This window comes from Acidaminobacter sp. QWL-03 (assembly GCF_058683855.1).
In genome coordinates this window covers 2,102,472-2,123,432 of sequence record NZ_CM178752.1, presented here as the reverse complement: position 1 = coordinate 2,123,432, position 20,961 = coordinate 2,102,472, and the positions used below count along the sequence as shown (strand labels likewise).

The window sequence follows — 20,961 nt, the reverse complement described above, 5'->3', positions numbered from 1 at the left end:
GGAACTGCTTGTGAATGGCGCGGAAGCAATTATCAAAACACTCATAGACGCTGGCGTGGGAACGGTCTTCGGTTATCCCGGCGGCGCCGTCATACCGCTCTATCACGAGCTGTATAAATATCAGGATCAGATTCGTCATGTCCGTCTCACCCACGAGCAGCATGTCGTTCACGCGGCCGATGGTTATGCCAGAGCCACCGGAAAGGTGGGCGTCTGCTTTGTGACATCGGGACCAGGCGCGACAAATACCGTCACGGGAATCGCCACAGCTTTTATCGATTCCATTCCGCTTGTCGTTCTCGCAGGGCAGGTACCAAGCGGACTGCTGGGACTTGATTCCTTCCAGGAAATCGACATCACCGGCATAACCATGTCCATCACCAAGCACAATGTGCTGGTGCGCTCCATGAAAGACCTGATCCCAACTTTAATCGAAGCCATGGAAATTGCGGTTTCCGGCAGACCTGGCCCGGTGCTCGTCGATATTCCGAAAGATTTCTTCCTTTCGGAGTGGACACCGGAAATGTCCAGAGAAATTCGAAAAACCCATGAAACATTGCACGGCCTGGATGAAGCTCAGCTTGATCAGGTTGCCGCATTGTTTGAAAAAGCCCAGCGTCCGCTGATCTACGCCGGCGGAGGTGTCAGATTGTCAGGCAGTGAGCCGGAGTTAAAATTACTGGCGGAATCCCTTGATGCGCCTGTGCTCAATACGTTGATGGGCCTTGGAAACTTTCCGAGAAACCATAGGCTTTCCTTTGGCCTTGCCGGCATGCACGGTTCTAAGATCGCCAATCGGATGATGAATGAAGCGGATGTGATCCTGACTATAGGCGCGAGATTCAGCGACCGGGTGATCGGAGATCCGTCCAAGTTTGCGCAGCAGGCAAAAATAATTCATCTGGACGTCGACAAGACTGAAATTGATAAAAATATTCCTGTGGCACTGTCGCTGGTTGGAGATGTCAAAACCATGATCCGCCAGATCGCAGAACGACTTGGCGAACGACGTCATGAAATTTGGCTGCAGGAAATCTCGAATTACGAAAAGCCGGCATTCAAGAATAAATATGCGCTGACGCCGCAAAGCGTCTTTGGCGCACTGAATGAGCGCATGGATGAAAATACGCTCTTTGCGACAGATGTCGGTCAGCATCAAATGTGGGCAGCACAGTATCTTGAGTTTCAGGGCATCAGAAACTGGGTCACCTCAGGCGGACTCGGCACTATGGGCTTTGGACTGGGTGCCGCGATCGGTGCCAAAGTAGCCTGTCCTCACAAAAAAGTTTATCTGATTACCGGTGACGGCAGTTTCAGGATGAACATGAATGAGCTTGCGTCCCTGGCGGAGCATGGTATTAAGGTAGACATTATTCTCTTCAAAAACAATGCTCTCGGCATGGTCCGTCAATGGCAGAAAATGTTCCAGAGTGGTGTTTACAGTGAAACGGACATTAAGGACATCATTGACTTCGAAAAACTGGCCGGCGCTTTCGGGTTGAAGGGAAAAGTGGTGTATACCACGGAGGCATTTTCGGAGGCCTTGGATGCAGCTGCTTTAGATTCGGTTGCCAATTTGATTGTCGTTGAACTGAATTCCAACATCAATGTTCTTCCAATCATCCCGCCTGGCAAGTCCATCTCGGACTCCATTGAAGACTGGGAAGAAGCGGATCTGGCACCACCTGCCGGCAGTCTTTAATTTGAAGTTGAAAAGGCAAAAGGATTGAAGGCATAATTAGAAGTTAAGTGTCACAGGGGGGGTGTCGGGTAATCCGGCATCACTGCGGCACTTTCTTTTTTCTGGCTCTAAGTCAATAGTTGGGGTGGGGATTCTCTGAATCCCTGCTCCTTTTTTCTTTAAAAATGGAATAATATGCCTGTGCTCCGGTGGGGGCGTTTGACCGATTCGGGTAAGTCCTGTATAATAAGAGTATTCTGAATGATACAAGGGGTGGAACTGATGACGGAAAATGAGATGACAATGGAAGAGCTCATGGGCGATATCGATAAATCGATGACGCGTCTGAACCAGGGTGATTGCGTTGAGGGCACAGTCATGTCCAACAATGGAGAAGAACTGGTCGTCAATCTGGAGCTTATGACAGACGGCGTGATGCCAAAGAGTGAAATGGATTTTGAAGATGGTTCGTCCATTGAGAGCGTCCAGGTCGGCACCAAAATGCAGTTCGTCGTGCTTAAGGAAGATGACGGGCAAGGCAATGTCGTCCTTTCAAGAAAACGCGCGGTAGCGCTCGATGTCTGGGAAGAAATCAACCAGTCCCTCGAAAGCGGACTGCCGCTTCATGTAAAGGTCACCGAAGTGGTGAAAGGCGGCGTCGTCGGCAAATTTAAAGGTGTTCGATTCTTCATGCCGGCATCGCAGGTTCGCCTGGAACGCGTTGAAGATCTGAATCAAGTGGTCGGTGAGACCATGGATGTTGTGGCTATTGAAGTAAGAAGCAAAAAAGATTTTGTGGTTTCGGGCAGAAAGTACCTCGAAGCCCAGCGCGCACTCAAAGAAGAAGACATCTATAAAACCCTTCAACCTGGAGAAACAGTAGAGGGTGTTGTCAGACGACTTGCGGATTTTGGCGCGTTCGTTGATATTGGCGGCGTGGACGGACTCGTACATTTGAGCGAGCTTTCCTGGAAGCGCGTTAAGAGTGCCTCTGAAGTCGTGTCTGTTGGAGATCGAGTCAAAGTCACTGTCCTCAATGTCGATCCGGAAAAGCACAGAATTTCGCTTCGTTTGGCTGATTATGTCAACAATCCGTGGAGCTCAGTCAATGAGCATTACCATGTAGATGAGATCGTAACAGGTGTCGTCAGAAGACTTCAGCCATTCGGCGCTTTTGTGGAGCTCGCAGATGGTCTCGAAGGCCTGGTGCATGTTTCTCAGATTTCAGACGCCCGGGTGGAAAAACCTTCTGATGTTCTGACCGTTGGTCAAGAGGTCAAAGTTAAAATACTTGGCATTGATGCAGAGCAGCAGCGCATCTCGCTGAGCATAAAAGCCGCTCAGGACAACGAAGAGGATGCTTATGCCGCATACGTTGAAGAAGAGGAAGAGACACCAAGCGCAACTTCAACGCTGGGTGACCTGTTCGGCGACAAATTTAAAGATTTTTTGAAATAGTAGTTTAATCATTATTGAGAAGTTGACGCAGCCGGGTTGATGAAGTTCGATCCCCGGCGAGTCAACTTCTTTTTTCATATATATTTGAGGTTATAGTCTTTTTTTGCAGGGTATAAACGACCATGTCAAGGAAGGAGGAACAAGTGATGAAAAAATACGAATTGGAACCGCACCAATTGACCAGAGCCTGTGATTTAAATTGTCTGCCTTTTGAGACAACGGAGGAACTTGAACCGTTAAAAGCTATAATGGGTCAGGACCGCGCAGTGGAGGCCGTTAAATTTGGACTCAAAATGAAGAGAAAAGGCTACAACATTTATGTGGGTGGAAGCTGGGGTACAGGAAGAAACAGCCTTGTCCGCCATCTCTCCGACGCGGCTGCCAAACTTAGAACACCGCCAAAGGATTGGCTGTATGTCAACAATTTCAAGGTGGCACGCACGCCAATCGCCATTGGTTTGCCGCCTGGCGAAGGAAAAGAATTCATTAAAAGCATGGGGTTTATAATCAGTTTTCTCAAAAAGGAAATCTCCAACGCCTTTTCTGGGAAAGACTATGAAAATGACCGTGCTGGATTGCTTCAGGAATACTCGGAGGATACACAGGTCATTATTGATGAGCTCAATGAGATCGGAGAGAAATATGGTTTTCGCTTTGCGCAGAATGAACGGGGTCTGATCAGCATCCCGTTAAAAAATAACGAGCCTATGACTGAGGAAGAGTATAGAAATTTGACAGAAGAGGATTTTGAGAAACTGAAATCCGAGTCTGCAAGGCTGAGCATTGAAACCTCAGACCTCTTCAACCGGCTGAGAGGCGCAGAAGAGCAGTTCCGTCAGAAAATGCTGGACCTCGACGCCAAAACCGGGAGAGGGATCGCGACTTTTCACCTGTCTGAGATGTTTGACAAATATCGCGATAACGACGCCATTGTGCAGTATTTGAATTTTTTGATTGATGATATTGTGGAGAATCTGGAAAGGTTCAAAAATGATGGCGGCGAGGAGCAGGCAACGGGACCTCTGGCGGCGCTTATGCCAAGGAGCAGTGAGTCCTTTTTTGATCGCTATGCCATCAACCAATTTGTGAACAATGACGGCAAAGAGCACGCTCCGGTCGTCTTTGCTTCGAATCCGACATACTACAACCTGCTTGGAGGCATTGAATATAAAAATGAGCTCGGCGTTTTAAAAACGGACTTTACCATGATCAAACCGGGTCTGCTGCACGAAGCGAATGGGGGGTACCTCATCGTTCTGGCCAAGGACATTTTGACTATGCCTTACGCTTGGAAGGGACTGATGAGAGCGCTCCTGGACGACGAAATCACCATTGAGTCCCTGGGAAGCCAAATGGGCGCTATTGTCTCGACGACCTTGAAACCTCAGCCTATCCCGCTGGATGTCAAGATCATACTCATTGGGGATCAGTATACCTACCAGCTGCTGTATTATTATGATGAGGAATTTAGAAAACTGTTTAAGGTCATGGCAGATTTTGATATTGAAATGGACCGAAATGAGGACAATATTGATAAAATCGCTCGGTTTATCGCAAAGCATTGTCATGAAGACGAACTCAGGCATTTCAGCAGGTGCGCGGTAGGACGTGTCATTGAGCAGAGCTCGAGGCTGGCGGATGATCAGAATAAACTGAGCTCACATCTGAATAAGCTGGTGGACTTAATTTACGAAGCAGACAGCTGGGCTGATGAGGACGGCGCAGAGATTGTTGAGTCAAAGCACGTCGATATTGCGCTGGAAATGATTGAGAAGCGCAACAACAAAATTGAAGAAAAGGTTCTGGAAATGTTTGAGAATGGGGATTATCTCCTGGATGTCTCCGGCGAGAAGATTGGCGAGATCAATGGCTTGGCAGTCACCGGCTCCGGCCAGTATCAGTTCGGAAAGCCAACCAAAATTACAGTTTCAACTTACCGCGGGAGAGCGGGGATCATCAATATTGAACGCGAAGCGCGAACCAGCGGCGCGATCCATGACAAAGGGGTTATGATCATATCGGGTTATCTTGGCCATAAGTTCGCCCAGGATAAGCCATTGGCTCTGACTGCCAGTATCGTCTTTGAACAGCTGTATTCGGGCATTGACGGCGATTCTGCCTCCAGTACGGAATTGTATGCCCTGCTGTCCAGTTTGTCTGAAATCCCTATACGGCAATCTATTGCCGTTACAGGTTCGGTAAACCAGCGCGGGGAAATTCAACCCATTGGCGGGGTTAACGAGAAAATTCACGGTTACTTCAAAGTGTGCAAGTTGAAAGGCTTAAATGGTGAACAGGGCGTCATCATCCCTCACCAGAATGTTAAGAATCTGATGCTTTCAGAAGAAATCATTGATGCAGTCAAAGCAGGGACTTTCCATATCTATTCTGTGCATAACATCGATGAAGGCATTGAGATCCTGACGGGAATTCAAGCAGGCACCATGTATCCGGATGGCTCTTATACAAAGGATTCCGTGTATGATCGCGTCAACCGGAAGCTGCAGGAGCTGATCAAACCGTCACCGGCGGAGCTTGAAGCTCTTAGGGTATCCAAGGCTATAAAAGCAGAGGAGGAAGAAAAAGAAACCCAAGAAAATGGAAAGGACAATGATCCGGTCGTCGGTGAAGATGACATTGAAAAAGACGGAGAAGAAGACTCCGGACCAATTCCGGGTCAGCTGCCCATTGAAGAGCCTGTGGAAGATGAAGATGAAGAGGGCGAAGAGGACAAGTCCTTCTAATTAAATTGGGGGACGGCAAGTCTGAAGCTGGGGATACAGAGGTTATTAAAACTGACACAAAAACAAACAGCAGAGAAATTGGGATTTCCACCCATTTTCTCTGCTGTTTCTCTTGGCTCTACTTGCCCTTTAGATCAGCGTTTGGCGTTCTGATGATTCTGTGCTCTGTGATCAGGTAGTCCAGCGGAATGTCATGGGGTTCAACAGGGATAAGTCCGTTGGGGACAATCTGCAGGTCATAGGCAATGCCGCAGACAACACATTCCGTGCGAACATGTGGGAGAAGCTTGTCATAATAACCGGCCCCATACCCGATCCGGTTGCCCATGACATCAAAAACGACACCCGGTGACAAAATAAGATCCAGATCTATGGGTTCGATATCTGGCATTCGGTCTTTTGGCGGCTCAAGAATGCCGAAAGAGGAGCGGACCAAGTCGTCGAAGGACTTAATGGAATATAAATCCAAACGATCCGCCTTTTTGTTGACTCTAGGAACCACCGGTGTTTTGCCGGTTTTCCACAAGTGCTCAATTATGCCTGCAGTGCGGACTTCATCTTTGAAATCCATGAAGATCATGACAATTTTGGCGTTGTCCAGCAGTGGCGTGTGAATCAGCTGATCGAGTATTTGAGCGCTCTTGGCGTCAAGCTCTGCTTCAGAAAGACTGCCTCGTCGCGTAAGAATATCCGCGCGCAGTGTTTGTTTATCCATGGGAATCCTCCTTATTTGAATGTCTTAACTCCATCATAGGCATTCCCGGGTGAATTGGCAAGGGTTGACTTTTATTGTCTATCATAATGAGGGTGTCATTGAACTGTAACCTCGGCTTCATATGGTTTTTTTTAATGTTCGCTTTTCTTATCTCTATGATTAAGATAGAATAGTAGTGATGTAAATGTGAATGAGTGCGCTGTAAGTAATGAAAGTGGCGTCTACGAGTCAATGAGGGGTGATGAACCATGCATTTTGCGGATCGCTTGCCGGAAGATCTTCCGCAGATTCGCCTGGAAGGTGTCACGGTCCGTTTTGATAATGGGCATGAGGCGCTGAAGGACATTGATCTGGATGTCCAAAAGGGAGAGTTTATTTTCGTCGTGGGTCCATCAGGTGCCGGTAAATCGACATTTATTAAGTTGTTGTTAAAGGAGTATGATGCGACTGCCGGGAAAATTTACGTTTGCGGGCAACGCGTCTCCAACATGCACCGGAGGAAGGTGCCGTTTCTGAGACGTCAGCTCGGCGTAGTGTTCCAGGATTTCAGGCTGCTGCCCAACAAGACGGTGTATGAGAATGTCGCTTTCGCTATGGAGATCATCGAGGCTAAAGACCGAGATATCCGCAGGCAGGTGCCCATGATCCTCAGCATTGTTGGATTGGCGGACAAGCACAAGCTATACCCGCATCAGCTGTCTGGCGGTGAGCAGCAGCGCGTTTCCATCGCGCGGGCCATGATCAACAATCCGCCCATTCTTATAGCGGATGAACCTACGGGGAACCTGGACCCGGACACCTCCTGGGAAATCATGAAGCTTCTCAGGCAGATCAACCAGAGGGGAACGACAATCCTCATGGCAACTCACGACAAGACTATCGTTGACGTCATGCAGCAGCGCGTTATAGCGCTTAATAACGGCGTGATCGTCAGGGATGAATTGGGAGGTTGCTACGGCTGTGAAGATTAGGTCGATACGGTACACACTAAAAGAAAGCATGAAAAACCTGTGGAGAAACCGGATGATGAGTCTGGCGTCCTTGACTTCGGTGGCCGCGACACTCCTGATCCTTGGGATAATTTTTATTCTGATCGTCAATATCAATTCCCTTGCGCAAGGTGCGAAGGAGCAGTTCGATACCGTTCAAGTCTATCTTGTCGATGGACTGGAAACATCCAGGATCGAAACCATCGGCCAAGACATCTTTGCGCTGGAAGGCGTGAGAGAGGTCACTTATGAGACCAAGGAAGAAGCCATGGAGAAGATGAAAGCGCAGTGGCAGGAAAATGGCTATCTGCTGGACGGTCTTGAGTCTAATCCGCTTCCGGACAGCTTTATCATAACGCTCAACGACATTGGCTTTGCGAATTATGTGGTGCGGAATGTTGAGAAGTTCGAGGGCGTTGAAGAGGTCAAATATTATCAGGAAATTATTGAGCGAATGATGAATATCGCGGACATGATTCGAACGGTGGGGCTGGCGGTCATGTTTACCCTGGTGGCGCTCAGTACGTTCATTATCAATAATACGGTCAAATTAGCAGTCAACGCCCGGCGTCGTGAGATCAACATCATGAAATACGTCGGGGCGACAAACTGGTTTGTCCGTTGGCCGTTTCTCGTGGAGGGTACTGTACTCGGCCTGATTGGCGCGCTGATTTCGGCAGGCGTGATTTACGCCCTCTATCACTATCTGCATACCATTCTGAGCAGCCAGTTCTATGTGCTGATTGCCGCTTATCTGGTGAGCGTTGAATCGGTCATGAGGGATATTTTGATTTTGTTTGTTGTCATTGGATCGGGAATAGGTATATTGGGCAGTATTTTGTCAATGAAGAAATATCTGGATGTTTGATGTGAGGCAAAGATTTTTTGCCGATGGTGAGTTAAAGTGACCATCGGCCACAAAATCTTCTCGCTGAAAGGAGGTCACCCTTTGAAGAAATGGATCGCCGTCCTGATTGCTGTGGCGCTGGTGTTTGGTGCGGTCGGCACGGAGAGCTGGGCCAGCAGCCAGGATTTGAAAAAGTACCAGGAGCAGCTCAAAAAGCTCCAGTCTGACATGAAGAGAATAGATGAACAGCAGCGAAAACTGACCAGCAGCCAGAAGTCAGTGGTGAAGAAGATCGGCAGTATTGAGGACAGCATCCGCTCGGTCGAAGCTGAGATGGAGAACATTACTGAACAGATCAGGATGACGGAAGGCACGTTGAACACCACCCTGATGGAGCTGGCTAACGCGGAATCGAAAATCGTCGATAAGAAGGACACGCTGAACCAGCGCCTTCGCGTCATGTATAAAACCGGCCATGTTGGTTATCTCGAGGTGCTGCTGGGTTCTTTTAATTTTGAAGACATGCTGAGCCGAATGGACATGCTGCAGAAAATTTATGAGCATGACACCACACTGCTTGAATACATGCAGCAGCAGAGAGATCTGGTCGAGGAGAAAAAGAAATCTCTCGAAGAGCAAAAAGCGTCACTGGTATCCTTGAAAACCAATTTATCCAGCAAGCAGGTCAAACTCTCGGGGGATCTTGTCAGTCTGGATGCCGAGCAGCAGAATTTGAAGAAGGATATTAAGGCGCTGGAAGCCCAGGAAGACCGGTTGAACGAGGACGCCAAGAAAATTACCAGTTTGATTGCCAGCCTGAAGACGACCGAGAAGTATGTCGGCGGCAAGATGATGTTCCCGACACCGGGGTATACGAGGATCACGTCGCCATTTGGCAACCGGCTGCACCCGGTTTACAAAACCTACAAGATGCATACGGGGATTGACATTGCGGCGCCGTCAGGGGCCAAAATTGTTGCGGCATTGGATGGGACGGTCATTTACTCGGATTGGTTCGGCGGTTACGGCAAGGTAATTATGGTCGATCACGGCGGCGGCATTGTGACGCTGTATGCCCATTGCTCCTCGCTGGTTGTGAAGTCCGGGACCAAGGTCACCAAAGGTCAGACTGTGGCGAAGGTTGGAACCACAGGGGTTTCAACAGGCGCGCACTTGCATTTTGAGGTGCGGCAGAACGGTAAGTATGTCGATCCGGTCCCATGGGTGTCCAAATAACCCGGTGAGGATTTACACAATAGACAACCATAGGATGTGGTCAATTGAAAAAACGCAGCGCAGCACTGCTTTGCCTGTTTGTGATGATTCTAAGTTCAGTTGGTACTTTTTTTGTCAGCAACCTGTTGCAGCTTCGAATTGGGGATAAAGTCATTTTGCCAAAGGCAGATCTTGAGTATTATCAGGATCTGGATCGACGTTACAGTAAAGTTGAGGAATTGAAGGGTTATATTGATCAGTATTTTTATAAAGATGTCGCAGAGGTGGATTTTGAGGACGGATTATTAAAGGGACTGTTTTCATCCCTCGAAGATCCCTACTCCATTTATATGAACGCATCGGACTACGAGAGCTTCAATATATCGACGACAGGCGAATACGGCGGGATTGGCGTCGTGGTCAGTCCGAATGAGAACGGTTATATTGAAGTCGTGTCACCAATAGACGACACCCCCGCTGAGAAAGCAGGGCTCAAATCCGGGGACATCATACTGACGGTGGATGACACAGATGTGGATATGGACATGTATGAAGAGGCGGTCAGCATGATTCGCGGCAAACCAGGCGAGGCGGTCAAACTGACCATTCGCAGGATTGGCGTCTCTGAAATCCTGGAATTTGAAATTGTCAGGGAGCAAATCAAAGTTCAGGTCGTGAAGACGGAAATCCTCGAGGATCAGATCGGTTATTTGAGGCTGACTTCTTTTGACGAGGATGCTTATAAGGAATTCAAAGCTGAATTGTCAGATTTACAGAGACAAAATATTAAGGGTTTGATACTTGATCTGCGTGGAAATCCTGGCGGATCTCTCACGGAATGCACCCAGATCGCGGACTATCTGCTGGGGGAACAAGTGATTGTCTACATGGAGGACCGTGCCGGTGAAAAAACGTATTACAGATCGGACAAGAATAAGGTCGACTTACCGCTGGTGGTGCTCGTCGACGGCGGTTCTGCCAGCGCTTCGGAGATTTTGACGGGTGCTGTTCAGGATGAAGAAGCTGGTGTTGTCATTGGAACGCAGACTTTTGGCAAAGGCCTGGTCCAGTCGGTGATCGAACTTCGCGACGACACAGCGTTTAAGTTGACGACGTCCCAGTATTTTACCCCGGATGGGACCAACATCCACAAGGTTGGCATAACTCCGGATATCGTTGTGGAACCATCCGAGGATGAAACGTTGGATGTCCAGCTCGACAAAGCGGTTGAGGTTATGAAGGGATCAATTCAAGAGTCTGTCAATGCGTCGGTTCAGGGGGCCTCGAATTGAAAAAACATTTGCTTCGCGTCATGCATCTTGAGTGGTTGCCAGTTCTGTTTATTGCTTTGGTCCTGTTTAAAGTGATTGAGAATTATGTCAGTGTCTGGTCGTTCGTAAAACTGCTTGTCGGACTTTTAATGCCGTTTGTGTGGGGCTTTGGCATTGCTTATATTCTGAATCCGCTCATGAAAATTTTGGAGAAATATCTGCGCCTGCCGAGGACACTAAGTTTAGCCGTGACTTATGCCTTTGCCATCTGGCTGGTGTATCTGGCTATGACGGGCATTGTGCCGAGTATCGCCGCCAGTATCCGGGACATCATCGACAATGGGCCGACTTACCTTGAGTCTCTTAGGAATTTCTTGCTGAATGCCTCCGCCAGGATTGAAAGCTTTGAGGTTTTTGATCTTGAGAAATTTTTGGAGCGCTGGAGCCTCGACAATATGCTGGGCACCATCAGCGAAAATCTGGACACGGCAGTCAGCGCCATGTTCTTTGGCGTGCTTGGATTTGCGAACAGTATTTTAAAGTTCGCGATTGGATTGATCCTTTCTATTTACATGCTGAAGGACAAAGAAAAGTTTATGTCCAGTATTAAGAAGTCTGCTTATGCACATTTTGACCGGGAGACGGCAGATGGGTTATGTGGATTGGTTTCTGAAAGTGACCGCATGTTCACGAAGTTTATCATTGGAAAGATAATTGACTCGCTGATTATTGGCATCATTGCCTATTTTGGCTTTGTATTCATGGACATTCGCTATCCGATTCTGCTCGCGCTGATCGTTGGGGTCACGAATATGATTCCCTACTTCGGACCTTTTATTGGTGCGGTGCCAGCGGTGCTGATCACGCTGTTCTACAGCCCGATCCAGTCTTTGTGGGTGCTGCTGTTCATCTTTGTGCTGCAGCAGTTTGACGGGTACATTCTGGGACCGAAGATTCTCGGAGATTCAGTGGGGGTCAAGCCGTTTATGATTATCTTGGCGATTTTGCTGGGCGGCGGTTTGTTTGGGCTTCTGGGGATGTTTTTGGCTGTGCCGACGGCAGCGGTCATTAGAAATTATTACAGGCGTCATGTGGATCGCCGGCTAGAGGAAAAGGGTATTGTGATTTCGTAGTTGTGACCCCGGCGAGTGCCGGGGTCTTTTCTATCTTGACAGGATCAAAGGGCTGATATTGAGAAATGTTATCGCAAGCTCTGGCACTAAATTGAAACTCGTCCGCGTCACTCGATCGAAACTTGTCCGCGTTGCTTACATTGATTGACGGGGTATATAATAGGGGAGTATAATGGATAGGGAACAAACGTTTGGGAAATAGAGGTGATCGCATGACCTTTCAAGTCGTATCAGAATTTAAGCCTACGGGGGATCAGCCCGAGGCAATAGAGAAACTGGTGAGCGGCTACACATCAGGAATGAAGGAGCAGGTTCTGCTGGGGGTAACCGGCTCGGGCAAGACGTTTACAGTAGCCAATTTAATTGAAAAGATCCAGAAACCGACCTTGGTTCTGGCCCACAATAAGACACTGGCAGCTCAGCTGTGCAGTGAGTTTCGGGAGTTCTTCCCGAACAATGCCGTCGAGTACTTTGTGAGTTACTATGATTACTATCAGCCGGAAGCCTATGTGGTACACAGCGATACATTTATTGAAAAAGACTCATCGATCAATGATGAAATCGACAAGCTGCGGCACTCGGCCACAGCGGCGCTGTTTGAACGTGAAGATGTGATCATAGTCGCGTCGGTTTCCTGTATCTATGGCCTCGGTGATCCCATCGATTACAACAGCATGGTGCTGTCGCTGCGTCCCGGCATGGTGAAAACCCGCGAAGAGATTTTGTCTAAGCTGGTGGAAATCCAATATGTCCGAAACGACATTGCCTTTACCCGCGGCACCTTCAGGGTGAGAGGCGACGTCGTCGAAATCTTTCCCGCTGCCTCGGAGGAAAGCGCGATCCGGGTGGAGCTGTTCGGGGACGAAATTGAGAGGATCGCTGAAGTCAACGTCCTGACAGGCGAGATCTTGGGCTATAGAAAACACATCTCCATTTTTCCGAGGTCCCACTATGTCACGAGCAAAGAAAAAATTGAGGCGGCAATCAGCGTCATTGAGCAGGAACTGGAAGATCGGCTCAAATTCTACAAGGATGAGGGCAAATTCCTGGAGGCTCAGCGCATTGAACAGCGTACCCGGTACGACATTGAGATGCTTCGGGAGATGGGATTTTGTCAGGGCATTGAAAACTATTCGAGGATCTTGTCCGGAAGACCTCCGGGGAGCCGCCCTTTTACACTGATTGACTACTTCCCGGATGATTTTTTAATGGTCATAGACGAATCCCATGTCACCCTGCCCCAAGTGCGCGGTATGTACGGCGGTGACCAATCGAGAAAGCATACGCTGGTAGATTACGGTTTTCGCCTGCCGTCCGCTCTAGACAACCGACCGCTTAGCTTTGACGAGTTTGAGAAAGTGCTGGACAAGATCCTGTATGTCAGCGCGACACCATCGGCTTATGAACTGAACAGAAGCGGCCAGGTGGTTCAGCAGATCATCCGTCCGACAGGGCTTCTGGATCCGCACATCGAAGTGCGTCCGGTCAAAGGTCAGATTGACGATCTGTATTCTGAAATTATGGTGCGCGTCGCCCGCAAGGAACGGGTCCTGGTGACGACGCTGACGAAAAAAATGGCAGAGGATTTGACGGATTACTTTAAAAAGATGGATATCAAGGTCAGGTATATGCACTCCGAGGTTGAGACGCTGGACCGGAATAAGATCATTCGCGGGCTCAGGGTGGGAGAATTTGACGTGCTGATCGGGATCAACCTTCTCAGAGAAGGTCTGGATTTGCCTGAGGTTTCATTGATTGCCATATTGGACGCAGACAAGGAAGGTTTCCTGCGGTCTGAGACGTCGCTGATCCAGACCATCGGCAGAGCGGCGAGAAATATTGACGGTCGGGTGATCATGTACGCGGATGTCTTTACGGCGTCCATGCAGAAGGCCATTGACGAAACCAACCGCAGGCGAGAGATTCAGCATGCGTACAATCTGGAGCACAATATTACACCGAAGGGCATCGTGAAATCCATCCGGTCGATCATTGAAGCAACCGAAGTTGCCGAGGAAGGGCTGGATCCAGAAATTGCGGCCTTGGTGCTGGACTACGCGGATCTCGAGCGGATGATCGAGGACCTGGAAAACGAAATGTATGTGGCTTCAGCCAATTTGGAATTTGAGAAGGCGGCTGTGCTGCGGGACCGAATTCATGCGCTTAAGAAAAAATTGAGGTGACACAAGGTGAGCAAGAATCAACTGGAAATCAGGGGTGCAAAGGAGCACAACCTGAAGAACATCGATATAGACATACCCCGGGACGAGCTGGTCGTCATCACCGGGCTAAGCGGATCAGGAAAGTCCTCTCTGGCCTTTGACACCATCTACGCGGAAGGCCAGCGGCGTTATGTGGAAAGTTTGTCTGCGTATGCCCGGCAGTTTCTCGGACAGATGGAAAAACCCAACGTAGAGTCCATCAGCGGCTTGTCGCCGGCGATTTCCATAGATCAGAAAACCACCAGCCGAAATCCTCGGTCTACCGTTGGCACAGTGACGGAAATCTATGATTACCTGAGACTGCTGTACGCCAGAGCCGGGACGCCCCATTGTCCGGTCTGCGGCATCGAAATCTCCCAGCAGACCGTGGACCAGATTGTCGACCGCGTCATGGGACTGCCGGAAGGGACCAAGGTCCAGGTTCTGGCGCCGGTTGTTCGCGGCAAAAAGGGCGAGCACAAAAAGGAGCTCGAGTCCGTCCGCAAAGAGGGCTTTGTCCGGCTGCGGATTGACGGCGAGATCAGGGAGGCTTCTGAGGAAATCGTACTCAACAAGACTCAGAAGCACCTGATTGAAGTGGTCATAGACCGACTGATCGTGCGTGAAGGCATACAGCAAAGGCTGTCAGACTCCGTGGAAACGGCGCTCAAACTGACGGGTGACCTGGTGGTGGTCAACATTCTGGAGGGAGAGGATCTCGTCTTCAACACCCAGTTTGCCTGCCCGGAACACGGGCTCGGCATTACGGAAATGGAGCCCCGCATCTTCTCTTTCAACGCGCCTTACGGTGCCTGCGAGCACTGCAAGGGGATTGGGTACCTTCAAAAAATTGACCCGGACCTAATCATCCCAAACCAGCATCTCTCCATCAAGGACGGCGCGGTGGCACCGGTGGCCAACAGCGGACAAGAGACCTTTTTCCCGCAGATGATCAAGGCGATCCTGGATCATTTTGAAGAGTCGGATGAAACAGCCATTGAGCAGCTGAAACCAGAAACCCTGAATGCCATCCTATATGGATCGGGGACTCAGGAGTTTGAGATTTTCTTCGACAGCCGCTTTGGAGGTTATAAGAAATACAAAGCGACTTTCGAGGGCATCATTCCCAATATTCAGCGCCGGTACAACGAGAGCCAATCCGACAATATGCGGGAGTGGTTCAGCGAGTTCATGAGCCTTGAGCCTTGTGAAAAATGCCATGGCGCGCGGCTGAAGGACGAAGTACTGGCCGTTCACTTTGGCGGTGTCAACATCCATCAAATGACGGAAATGGCCGTTCGAGATCTTGTAGACTTCTTTAACAGGGTACAGCTGGACACAATGAAAACGGCCATTTCTGAACCCATTGTCAGGGAAATTTCCGGCCGTCTCAACTTCCTTAAGGATGTCGGCTTGGATTATTTAACCTTGTCCAGGACAGCCGGCACTTTATCCGGCGGCGAGTCCCAGCGGATCCGCCTTGCGACTCAGATTGGGTCCGGCCTGGTAGGGGTGCTTTACATCCTGGATGAACCATCGATTGGTCTGCATCAAAAAGACAACAGCAAACTGCTGAAAACCCTGAGAAACCTCACAGAGCTCGGCAACACGCTGCTGGTGGTCGAGCATGACGAGGAGACCATCATGGCGGCGGATCACGTCATTGATATGGGTCCAGGCGCGGGGGTACATGGCGGTGAAGTTATCTTTTCCGGCAAGGTGCCTGAGTTGATGGTGAGCGAGACCTCTCTCACCGGCCAGTACCTTTCCGGTCGTAAGAAGGTAGAACTGCCCAAAGCGCGAAGAAGTCCCAATGGTCAGTGGATCCGGATTCTAGGGGCGGCTGAAAACAATCTCCAAAACATTGACGTCGCAATTCCCAGAGGCGTCATGACCTGTATCACCGGGGTTTCCGGTTCGGGGAAGAGCACGCTGATCAATGAAATTCTCTACAAAAGTGCTGCGGTGCGCATCAATGGCACCCGGGTCAAGCCGGGCCGTCATCTTGGGATTGAAGGCCTCGAAGAAATAGACAAGATTATTGATATTGACCAGTCGCCAATCGGGCGAACACCGCGCTCTAATCCGGCGACTTATTCTGGCGTCTTTGATCCAATCCGGGATCTTTTCGCCAGGGTCCCTGAAGCGAAAATCAGGGGCTATCAAAAGGGCCGCTTCAGCTTCAACGTCAAGGGCGGCCGCTGCGAAGCCTGCCGCGGGGACGGCATCCTGAAAATTGAAATGCACTTCCTGCCTGACGTCTACGTTCAGTGTGATGTCTGTAAGGGCAAGCGCTATAACCGTGAGACCCTGGAGGTCAAATACAAGGGCAAGAGTATTGCCGATGTTCTAGATATGAACGTCGAGGAGGCCCTCGACTTTTTTGACAGCATTCCAAAGATCAAAAGGAAAATCAAAGCCCTGCACGAAGTCGGATTGGACTATATTAAACTGGGCCAGCCATCGACTGAGCTTTCCGGGGGTGAAGCCCAGAGGGTCAAGCTTGCTACAGAACTGAGCAAGGTCAGCACAGGCAGGACGCTTTATATCCTCGACGAGCCAACGACGGGCCTTCATATCGCCGACGTCCACCATCTGATCAAAGTATTGGACCGACTGGTTCAGGGCGGCAACACCGTGGTCATCATCGAGCACAATATCGATGTCATCAAGTCTGCGGATTATCTGATCGACCTTGGACCGGACGGCGGAGACAAAGGCGGCGGGGTCGTGGCGGTCGGGACGCCTGAGCAGGTGGCGCGCTGTGAGGCCTCCTATACCGGACAGTATCTGCGGCCCATCCTGGAAAAGGAACATCTGTGGGACGTGGTACCGCTCGAGGAATCCAAGAAAGAGGTAAGAACGAAGAAACTCAAAGAGAAAAAGACGGCAGCGGCTAAAGAAACAGCGTCACCTGACGCGGAATCGACAGTCGCAGCGTCGAAAGCCGCGACGCCGAAGGCTCCAGAATCAGATAAGCCAAAGAGAAAAGCGAGGGCGAAGACTTCATGAGACGACTGAGCCGTAGTTTTTTAGCGACGTTCAGCTTTATTGCCGCTTTCTTTTTCGTGCTTGGGTCTTTTATACTGGTGCCTGAGCCCTTTGAGAATAACAGGCTGACAGCCTGGAATTTTGCTTTGTTTGCTTTTCTGGTCTTCCAGCCGTTGGTTTATATGACTATCAACGAAGCGCTGAGTCGACAGGTCGCGGATCTTTATAAATTCAGGTTTTCCCTTAAAACTGCTGAAACGCCGCTCTATGATCGAATTCTCACCGTCGCGGGCATGGCTTTGACAGGCATGGTGCCACTGTTTCAGCTCGATCGGATTGAGCCGCGTCTCGTAGTGGCCAGTGTTGTGGCGTGGATTGTGATAACAGAAGCATTGCTTCTGATCAGCAGCCGCTTTGCCAGGGCTGATTTTCAACACGACATCATCCTGGTAAGAGGATTGAATTTTCGAAAGCACTATGGCATGTCGAGCAAGGCCATGACGACGAGCGGCATTTATCAATACGAGGAATTTGAGTCCTTCACGCTGGTTGGTGAACGCCTTACTTTGAGGCTTGCGGGAACGGGCGGCCGCTTGTGTCTGCGGCTCCCTGAAAATCTGGCAGAGCCCGTGTGCGCTTACTTGCAGCAGGCGAAGCTGATTCGCCGTGTGTAGCGCCTATTAAATAAAATGTATAAATGGTATTGGAGAAACCGGGTGTCTGACACCCGGTTACAACCACCCATTTCCACCACATGTACTCAAAAAAACAAAGGACAATCCGGAATTCGCGCGGCGAATTTTGGATTGTCCTTTGTTTCTAGACTTAGTACTCCATCATGTGGTTAAACTCCGCAGATTCAACCCACTCTTCAGGCCGTCTGACATATTCAGCGAGGTTTTCGACGATCATGAGATGGCGATTTTCTTCTTCCTGCAGCTCGATCAGAATTTTTTTCTCGTGGTCGGAATTAGTGCGCTCATAGGCGTCTTTATAGAATTCGATTGAGCTGCGTTCCATGTCGGCGGCTTTCATGTAAGCTTCAAAGGCGTGCTCCGGCATCTCAAGGGACTCTTTGTTTTCGAGTGCCTTGGCGAAGACGCTTTTGAGGGTTTCCAGACTGGTCCCTTCCATAAAGCGGACACTGCCGGATATAATATTGCTGACGATTTCATAGTGCTTGTGTTCGTCTGCTGCCATCAATTCAAAGACAGCCTTGATGCCCGGGTTCACAGCGTTTTTGGCGAGTTCGAGGTAATACTGTTCACCGTCCATTTCCATTTTGACGGCAAGATCGTAAAGACTCATGAAAACACCTCCTATTGTAATGTTAACCTATTACCCAACGTGGGGCGATTTTCACCAATCAAAACAGAAAATATGGTAGAATTGTTTATGGAATTGAGAAGGATTGGGGTTGTGGAACCATCGGCAGCCTGTTTTTATTTTTGTTTTTGCCGATGGTCATTTTAAATACGAAACGGAGTTTGGTTATGACGCGCATGGAAACCATCAAGGCGCAAGTGAAGAAGGTGCCGGAGACGCCCGGTGTCTATCTGATGAAGGATAAATGGGGCAACGTGATCTACGTGGGCAAGGCGAAGCGGCTGAAGCAGAGGGTGTCCTCCTATTTCAGGGCGCTGAATTCCCATGCGCCAAAGGTGCGCAGCATGGTCGCGGTGGTCGAGGAGTTCGAGTACATTCTCACGGATTCTGAGATGGAGGCGCTGATTCTCGAACAGACGCTGATCAAGCAATATAAGCCCAAATTCAATATTCTGCTGAGGGATGACAAGCAGTATCCGTATATCAAAGTGACGGTGGATGAGGCATTCCCGCGGCTGATCATGACGCGGCAGCTGTCCCGGGACAAGGCCCGGTATTTTGGACCCTACACCAGCGCTGAGGCGGTGCGCAGGACGATTGAGGCTTTGCAGGAGATTTACCCTATTCGGAAGTGCAACCGGCGGCTGGAAAAAATGGATGAACGGCCGTGTCTGAATTTTCATATCAGAAAGTGTCTGGGGCCGTGTCAGGGTACCGTTCATCAGGAGGCGTACCGGGCTATGATTGAGGAGATCCTCAAGTTTCTGGGCGGTAAGACGGATTTCTTGAGGGAGAAGCTGACAGCGGAGATGAAGACGGCCGCAGCGGCGCTGGAGTTTGAGAAGGCGGCGGCGCTTAGGAATCAGGTTATGGCCATCGATCAGCTGATGGAGCGTCAGAAGGTGGTCTATGAGTCGGACGTCTCCCAGGACGTGATTGGCAGCTTCGCGACGGAAAACCGGATCTGCGTCATGATTTTTACGGTGCGGGGCGGGAAGATGATTGGCAAAGAGGAGTATGTCTTTGAAGAGGAATACCTTCAGGATCCGGAAGCGCTTATGGATGACTTTATTCTTCAGTATTACGCGAATGTCACGGAATTTCCAAAGGAGATCGTCGTGGAACGACTGCCGGAGGATTTCGAGTTACTGGAGGCGTTTCTCGCGAAGAAGGCTTCTTTCAAAATTAAGCTGACGGCGCCGCAGCGGGGCGACAAGATTAAGCTGCTTGATCTCGTGCGCGAAAATGCCCGGGAGTACCTTGAGAAGTTCGAGGAACGAATCCTGCGCGAGCGAGAGAAGTCGGATCAGATCGAAACGGCACTGCGGGAGATGCTGGGGCTGAAAGGGCGAATCCGCAGGATTGAAGCCTATGATATATCGAATATTTATGGGGTGCTTTCGGTGGGCTCCATGGTGGTTTATGAAGATGGAAAGAAGAAACCCAGGGATTACAGGCGCTTCAAGGTCAAGACCATTGAGGGCGCGAATGATTACGGCTCCATGCAGGAAATTTTGTTCCGAAGGTTCAGGCGGGGCCTTGAGGAGCAGGCTGCCTTCAATGCGCTGATCGAGTCTCAGGATGACGGGGGAATCCTTGCGGCGGAGGACGGCTTATGGGATGGGTCAGAGACTGGTGTTGGCCTGGATGGAAGCGCGTTGACTGCGGCGCCGGATGCTTTTGAAATGGGAGAGGAAGCGGCATCAGCTGCAGCAGCAGCTGAGTCTGCGGGGCCTTATATGGGCAAGGCTGGCCGCCGATGGGGCGCTGGCAGCAGCGCGAACTCGAAGTTCTCCCAATTCCCGGATTTGATCCTGATCGACGGTGGCAAGGGCCACGTCTCTGCCGTACTGGACGTCATGAACGCCCTTGGGCTTGAACTTGAGATTGCCGGTCTCGTTAAGGATGACTATCACAGGACGGATCAGCTCTATTACCGCGGTCAGTTTTACGCGATCCGGACCCAGCCGGAACTGTACCGCTTCCTGGCAGGGATCCAGGAGGAAGTGCACCGATTCGCACTTGAGTATCACAAGACGCTGCGCAGCAAAAATATGACACAGTCTTTGCTGAACGAAATTGAAGGCGTTGGCGAAAAGCGGCGATTGAAGCTGATGCAGTATTTTAAGAGCATTGATAAAATTCGGGATGCCTCGGTGGAGGAGCTGGCCAAGGTCGACGGCATGAACCGCCGGACGGCGGAAAAGGTGTATGATTATTTTCATGGCACCCCAGAACGCCAGGAGACCGAAGAGAATTGAGTCTAAATTGTGCGAAGCTCTGGCACTGAAATGAAAGTTGTCCGCGTCCCCAATTTTAAACCGGGGACGCGGACAGTAATATAACCGGGGACGCGGACAAAAAATAAACTGGTGACAGGCACTAAAAAG

14 protein-coding genes are annotated in these 20,961 nt (G+C 50.0%); 12 read left to right on the top strand and 2 right to left on the bottom strand.

The window, feature by feature from the left end:
* Positions 1 to 10 precede the first annotated feature (10 nt).
* The 3 genes from ilvB (at position 11) to AC4PHM_RS09860 (ending at position 5,883) form a co-directional block, all read left to right on the top strand.
* On the top strand, positions 11 to 1,702 hold the full coding sequence (gene ilvB / locus AC4PHM_RS09870) for a biosynthetic-type acetolactate synthase large subunit (RefSeq protein ID WP_492017645.1): 1,692 nt from the start codon (positions 11 to 13) through the stop codon (positions 1,700 to 1,702).
* Positions 1,703 to 1,963: 261 nt separating this feature from the next.
* Positions 1,964 to 3,139, top strand: a complete 1,176-nt coding sequence (gene rpsA, locus AC4PHM_RS09865; protein WP_492017644.1) for a 30S ribosomal protein S1 — start codon at positions 1,964 to 1,966, stop codon at positions 3,137 to 3,139.
* A 146-nt stretch (positions 3,140 to 3,285) separates the two neighbouring features.
* Entirely contained in the window at positions 3,286 to 5,883 is a 2,598-nt protein-coding gene (locus AC4PHM_RS09860) for a Lon protease family protein (protein ID WP_492017643.1), read from the top strand.
* A 118-nt stretch (positions 5,884 to 6,001) separates the two neighbouring features.
* On the opposite strand, the gene AC4PHM_RS09855 is transcribed toward AC4PHM_RS09860, so the two are convergent.
* Positions 6,002 to 6,598: a 5-formyltetrahydrofolate cyclo-ligase gene (locus AC4PHM_RS09855; protein ID WP_492017642.1), complete on the bottom strand. Its 597-nt coding sequence runs from the start codon at positions 6,596 to 6,598 to the stop codon at positions 6,002 to 6,004.
* Between the two features lie 248 nt (positions 6,599 to 6,846).
* On the opposite strand from AC4PHM_RS09855, the gene ftsE reads away from it, so the two are divergent.
* The 8 genes from ftsE (at position 6,847) to AC4PHM_RS09815 (ending at position 17,919) form a co-directional block, all read left to right on the top strand.
* Positions 6,847 to 7,569, top strand: a complete 723-nt coding sequence (ftsE, locus tag AC4PHM_RS09850) for a cell division ATP-binding protein FtsE (protein WP_492017641.1) — start codon at positions 6,847 to 6,849, stop codon at positions 7,567 to 7,569.
* A complete protein-coding gene (gene ftsX / locus AC4PHM_RS09845) occupies positions 7,559 to 8,455 on the top strand; it encodes a permease-like cell division protein FtsX (RefSeq protein WP_492017640.1) in 897 nt (298 codons plus the stop codon). The genes ftsE and ftsX overlap by 11 nt, the downstream gene beginning before the upstream one ends.
* A gap of 81 nt (positions 8,456 to 8,536) precedes the next feature.
* Entirely contained in the window at positions 8,537 to 9,670 is a 1,134-nt protein-coding gene (locus AC4PHM_RS09840) for a murein hydrolase activator EnvC family protein (RefSeq protein WP_492017639.1), read from the top strand.
* Between the two features lie 44 nt (positions 9,671 to 9,714).
* Positions 9,715 to 10,941: a S41 family peptidase gene (locus AC4PHM_RS09835; RefSeq protein ID WP_492017638.1), complete on the top strand. Its 1,227-nt coding sequence runs from the start codon at positions 9,715 to 9,717 to the stop codon at positions 10,939 to 10,941.
* Positions 10,938 to 12,053 (top strand): AI-2E family transporter, encoded by a 1,116-nt coding sequence (locus tag AC4PHM_RS09830; protein ID WP_492017637.1) that lies wholly within the window; start codon positions 10,938 to 10,940, stop codon positions 12,051 to 12,053. Before AC4PHM_RS09835 ends, AC4PHM_RS09830 begins: the two co-directional genes overlap by 4 nt.
* Positions 12,054 to 12,265: 212 nt before the next feature.
* Positions 12,266 to 14,236, top strand: coding sequence for an excinuclease ABC subunit UvrB (uvrB, locus tag AC4PHM_RS09825; protein WP_492017636.1), 1,971 nt, complete (start codon positions 12,266 to 12,268; stop codon positions 14,234 to 14,236).
* A gap of 6 nt (positions 14,237 to 14,242) precedes the next feature.
* Positions 14,243 to 17,266, top strand: a complete 3,024-nt coding sequence (gene uvrA, locus AC4PHM_RS09820; protein ID WP_492017635.1) for an excinuclease ABC subunit UvrA — start codon at positions 14,243 to 14,245, stop codon at positions 17,264 to 17,266.
* Positions 17,263 to 17,919 (top strand): hypothetical protein, encoded by a 657-nt coding sequence (locus AC4PHM_RS09815; protein ID WP_492017634.1) that lies wholly within the window; start codon positions 17,263 to 17,265, stop codon positions 17,917 to 17,919. The genes uvrA and AC4PHM_RS09815 overlap by 4 nt, the downstream gene beginning before the upstream one ends.
* 151 nt (positions 17,920 to 18,070) lie before the next feature.
* On the opposite strand, the gene AC4PHM_RS09810 is transcribed toward AC4PHM_RS09815, so the two are convergent.
* On the bottom strand, positions 18,071 to 18,553 hold the full coding sequence (locus tag AC4PHM_RS09810) for a ferritin-like domain-containing protein (RefSeq protein ID WP_492017633.1): 483 nt from the start codon (positions 18,551 to 18,553) through the stop codon (positions 18,071 to 18,073).
* Between the two features lie 185 nt (positions 18,554 to 18,738).
* Between AC4PHM_RS09810 and uvrC the strand changes: the two genes are divergently transcribed.
* Positions 18,739 to 20,832 carry an excinuclease ABC subunit UvrC gene (uvrC, locus tag AC4PHM_RS09805; RefSeq protein WP_492017632.1) on the top strand — a complete coding sequence of 698 codons (2,094 nt, stop codon included), beginning with the start codon at positions 18,739 to 18,741 and terminating at the stop codon, positions 20,830 to 20,832.
* Positions 20,833 to 20,961: the final 129 nt, after the last annotated feature.

Coding starts and splice junctions, on each gene's coding strand:
- AC4PHM_RS09860 (WP_492017643.1), top strand. CDS start 3,286: ATGAAAAAATACGAATTGGAACCGCACCAATTGACCAGAGCCTGTGAT.
- uvrB (WP_492017636.1), top strand. CDS start 12,266: ATGACCTTTCAAGTCGTATCAGAATTTAAGCCTACGGGGGATCAGCCC.
- AC4PHM_RS09855 (WP_492017642.1), bottom strand. CDS start 6,598: ATGGATAAACAAACACTGCGCGCGGATATTCTTACGCGACGAGGCAGT.
- rpsA (WP_492017644.1), top strand. CDS start 1,964: ATGACGGAAAATGAGATGACAATGGAAGAGCTCATGGGCGATATCGAT.
- AC4PHM_RS09810 (WP_492017633.1), bottom strand. CDS start 18,553: ATGAGTCTTTACGATCTTGCCGTCAAAATGGAAATGGACGGTGAACAG.
- uvrC (WP_492017632.1), top strand. CDS start 18,739: ATGACGCGCATGGAAACCATCAAGGCGCAAGTGAAGAAGGTGCCGGAG.
- ftsE (WP_492017641.1), top strand. CDS start 6,847: ATGCATTTTGCGGATCGCTTGCCGGAAGATCTTCCGCAGATTCGCCTG.
- AC4PHM_RS09815 (WP_492017634.1), top strand. CDS start 17,263: ATGAGACGACTGAGCCGTAGTTTTTTAGCGACGTTCAGCTTTATTGCC.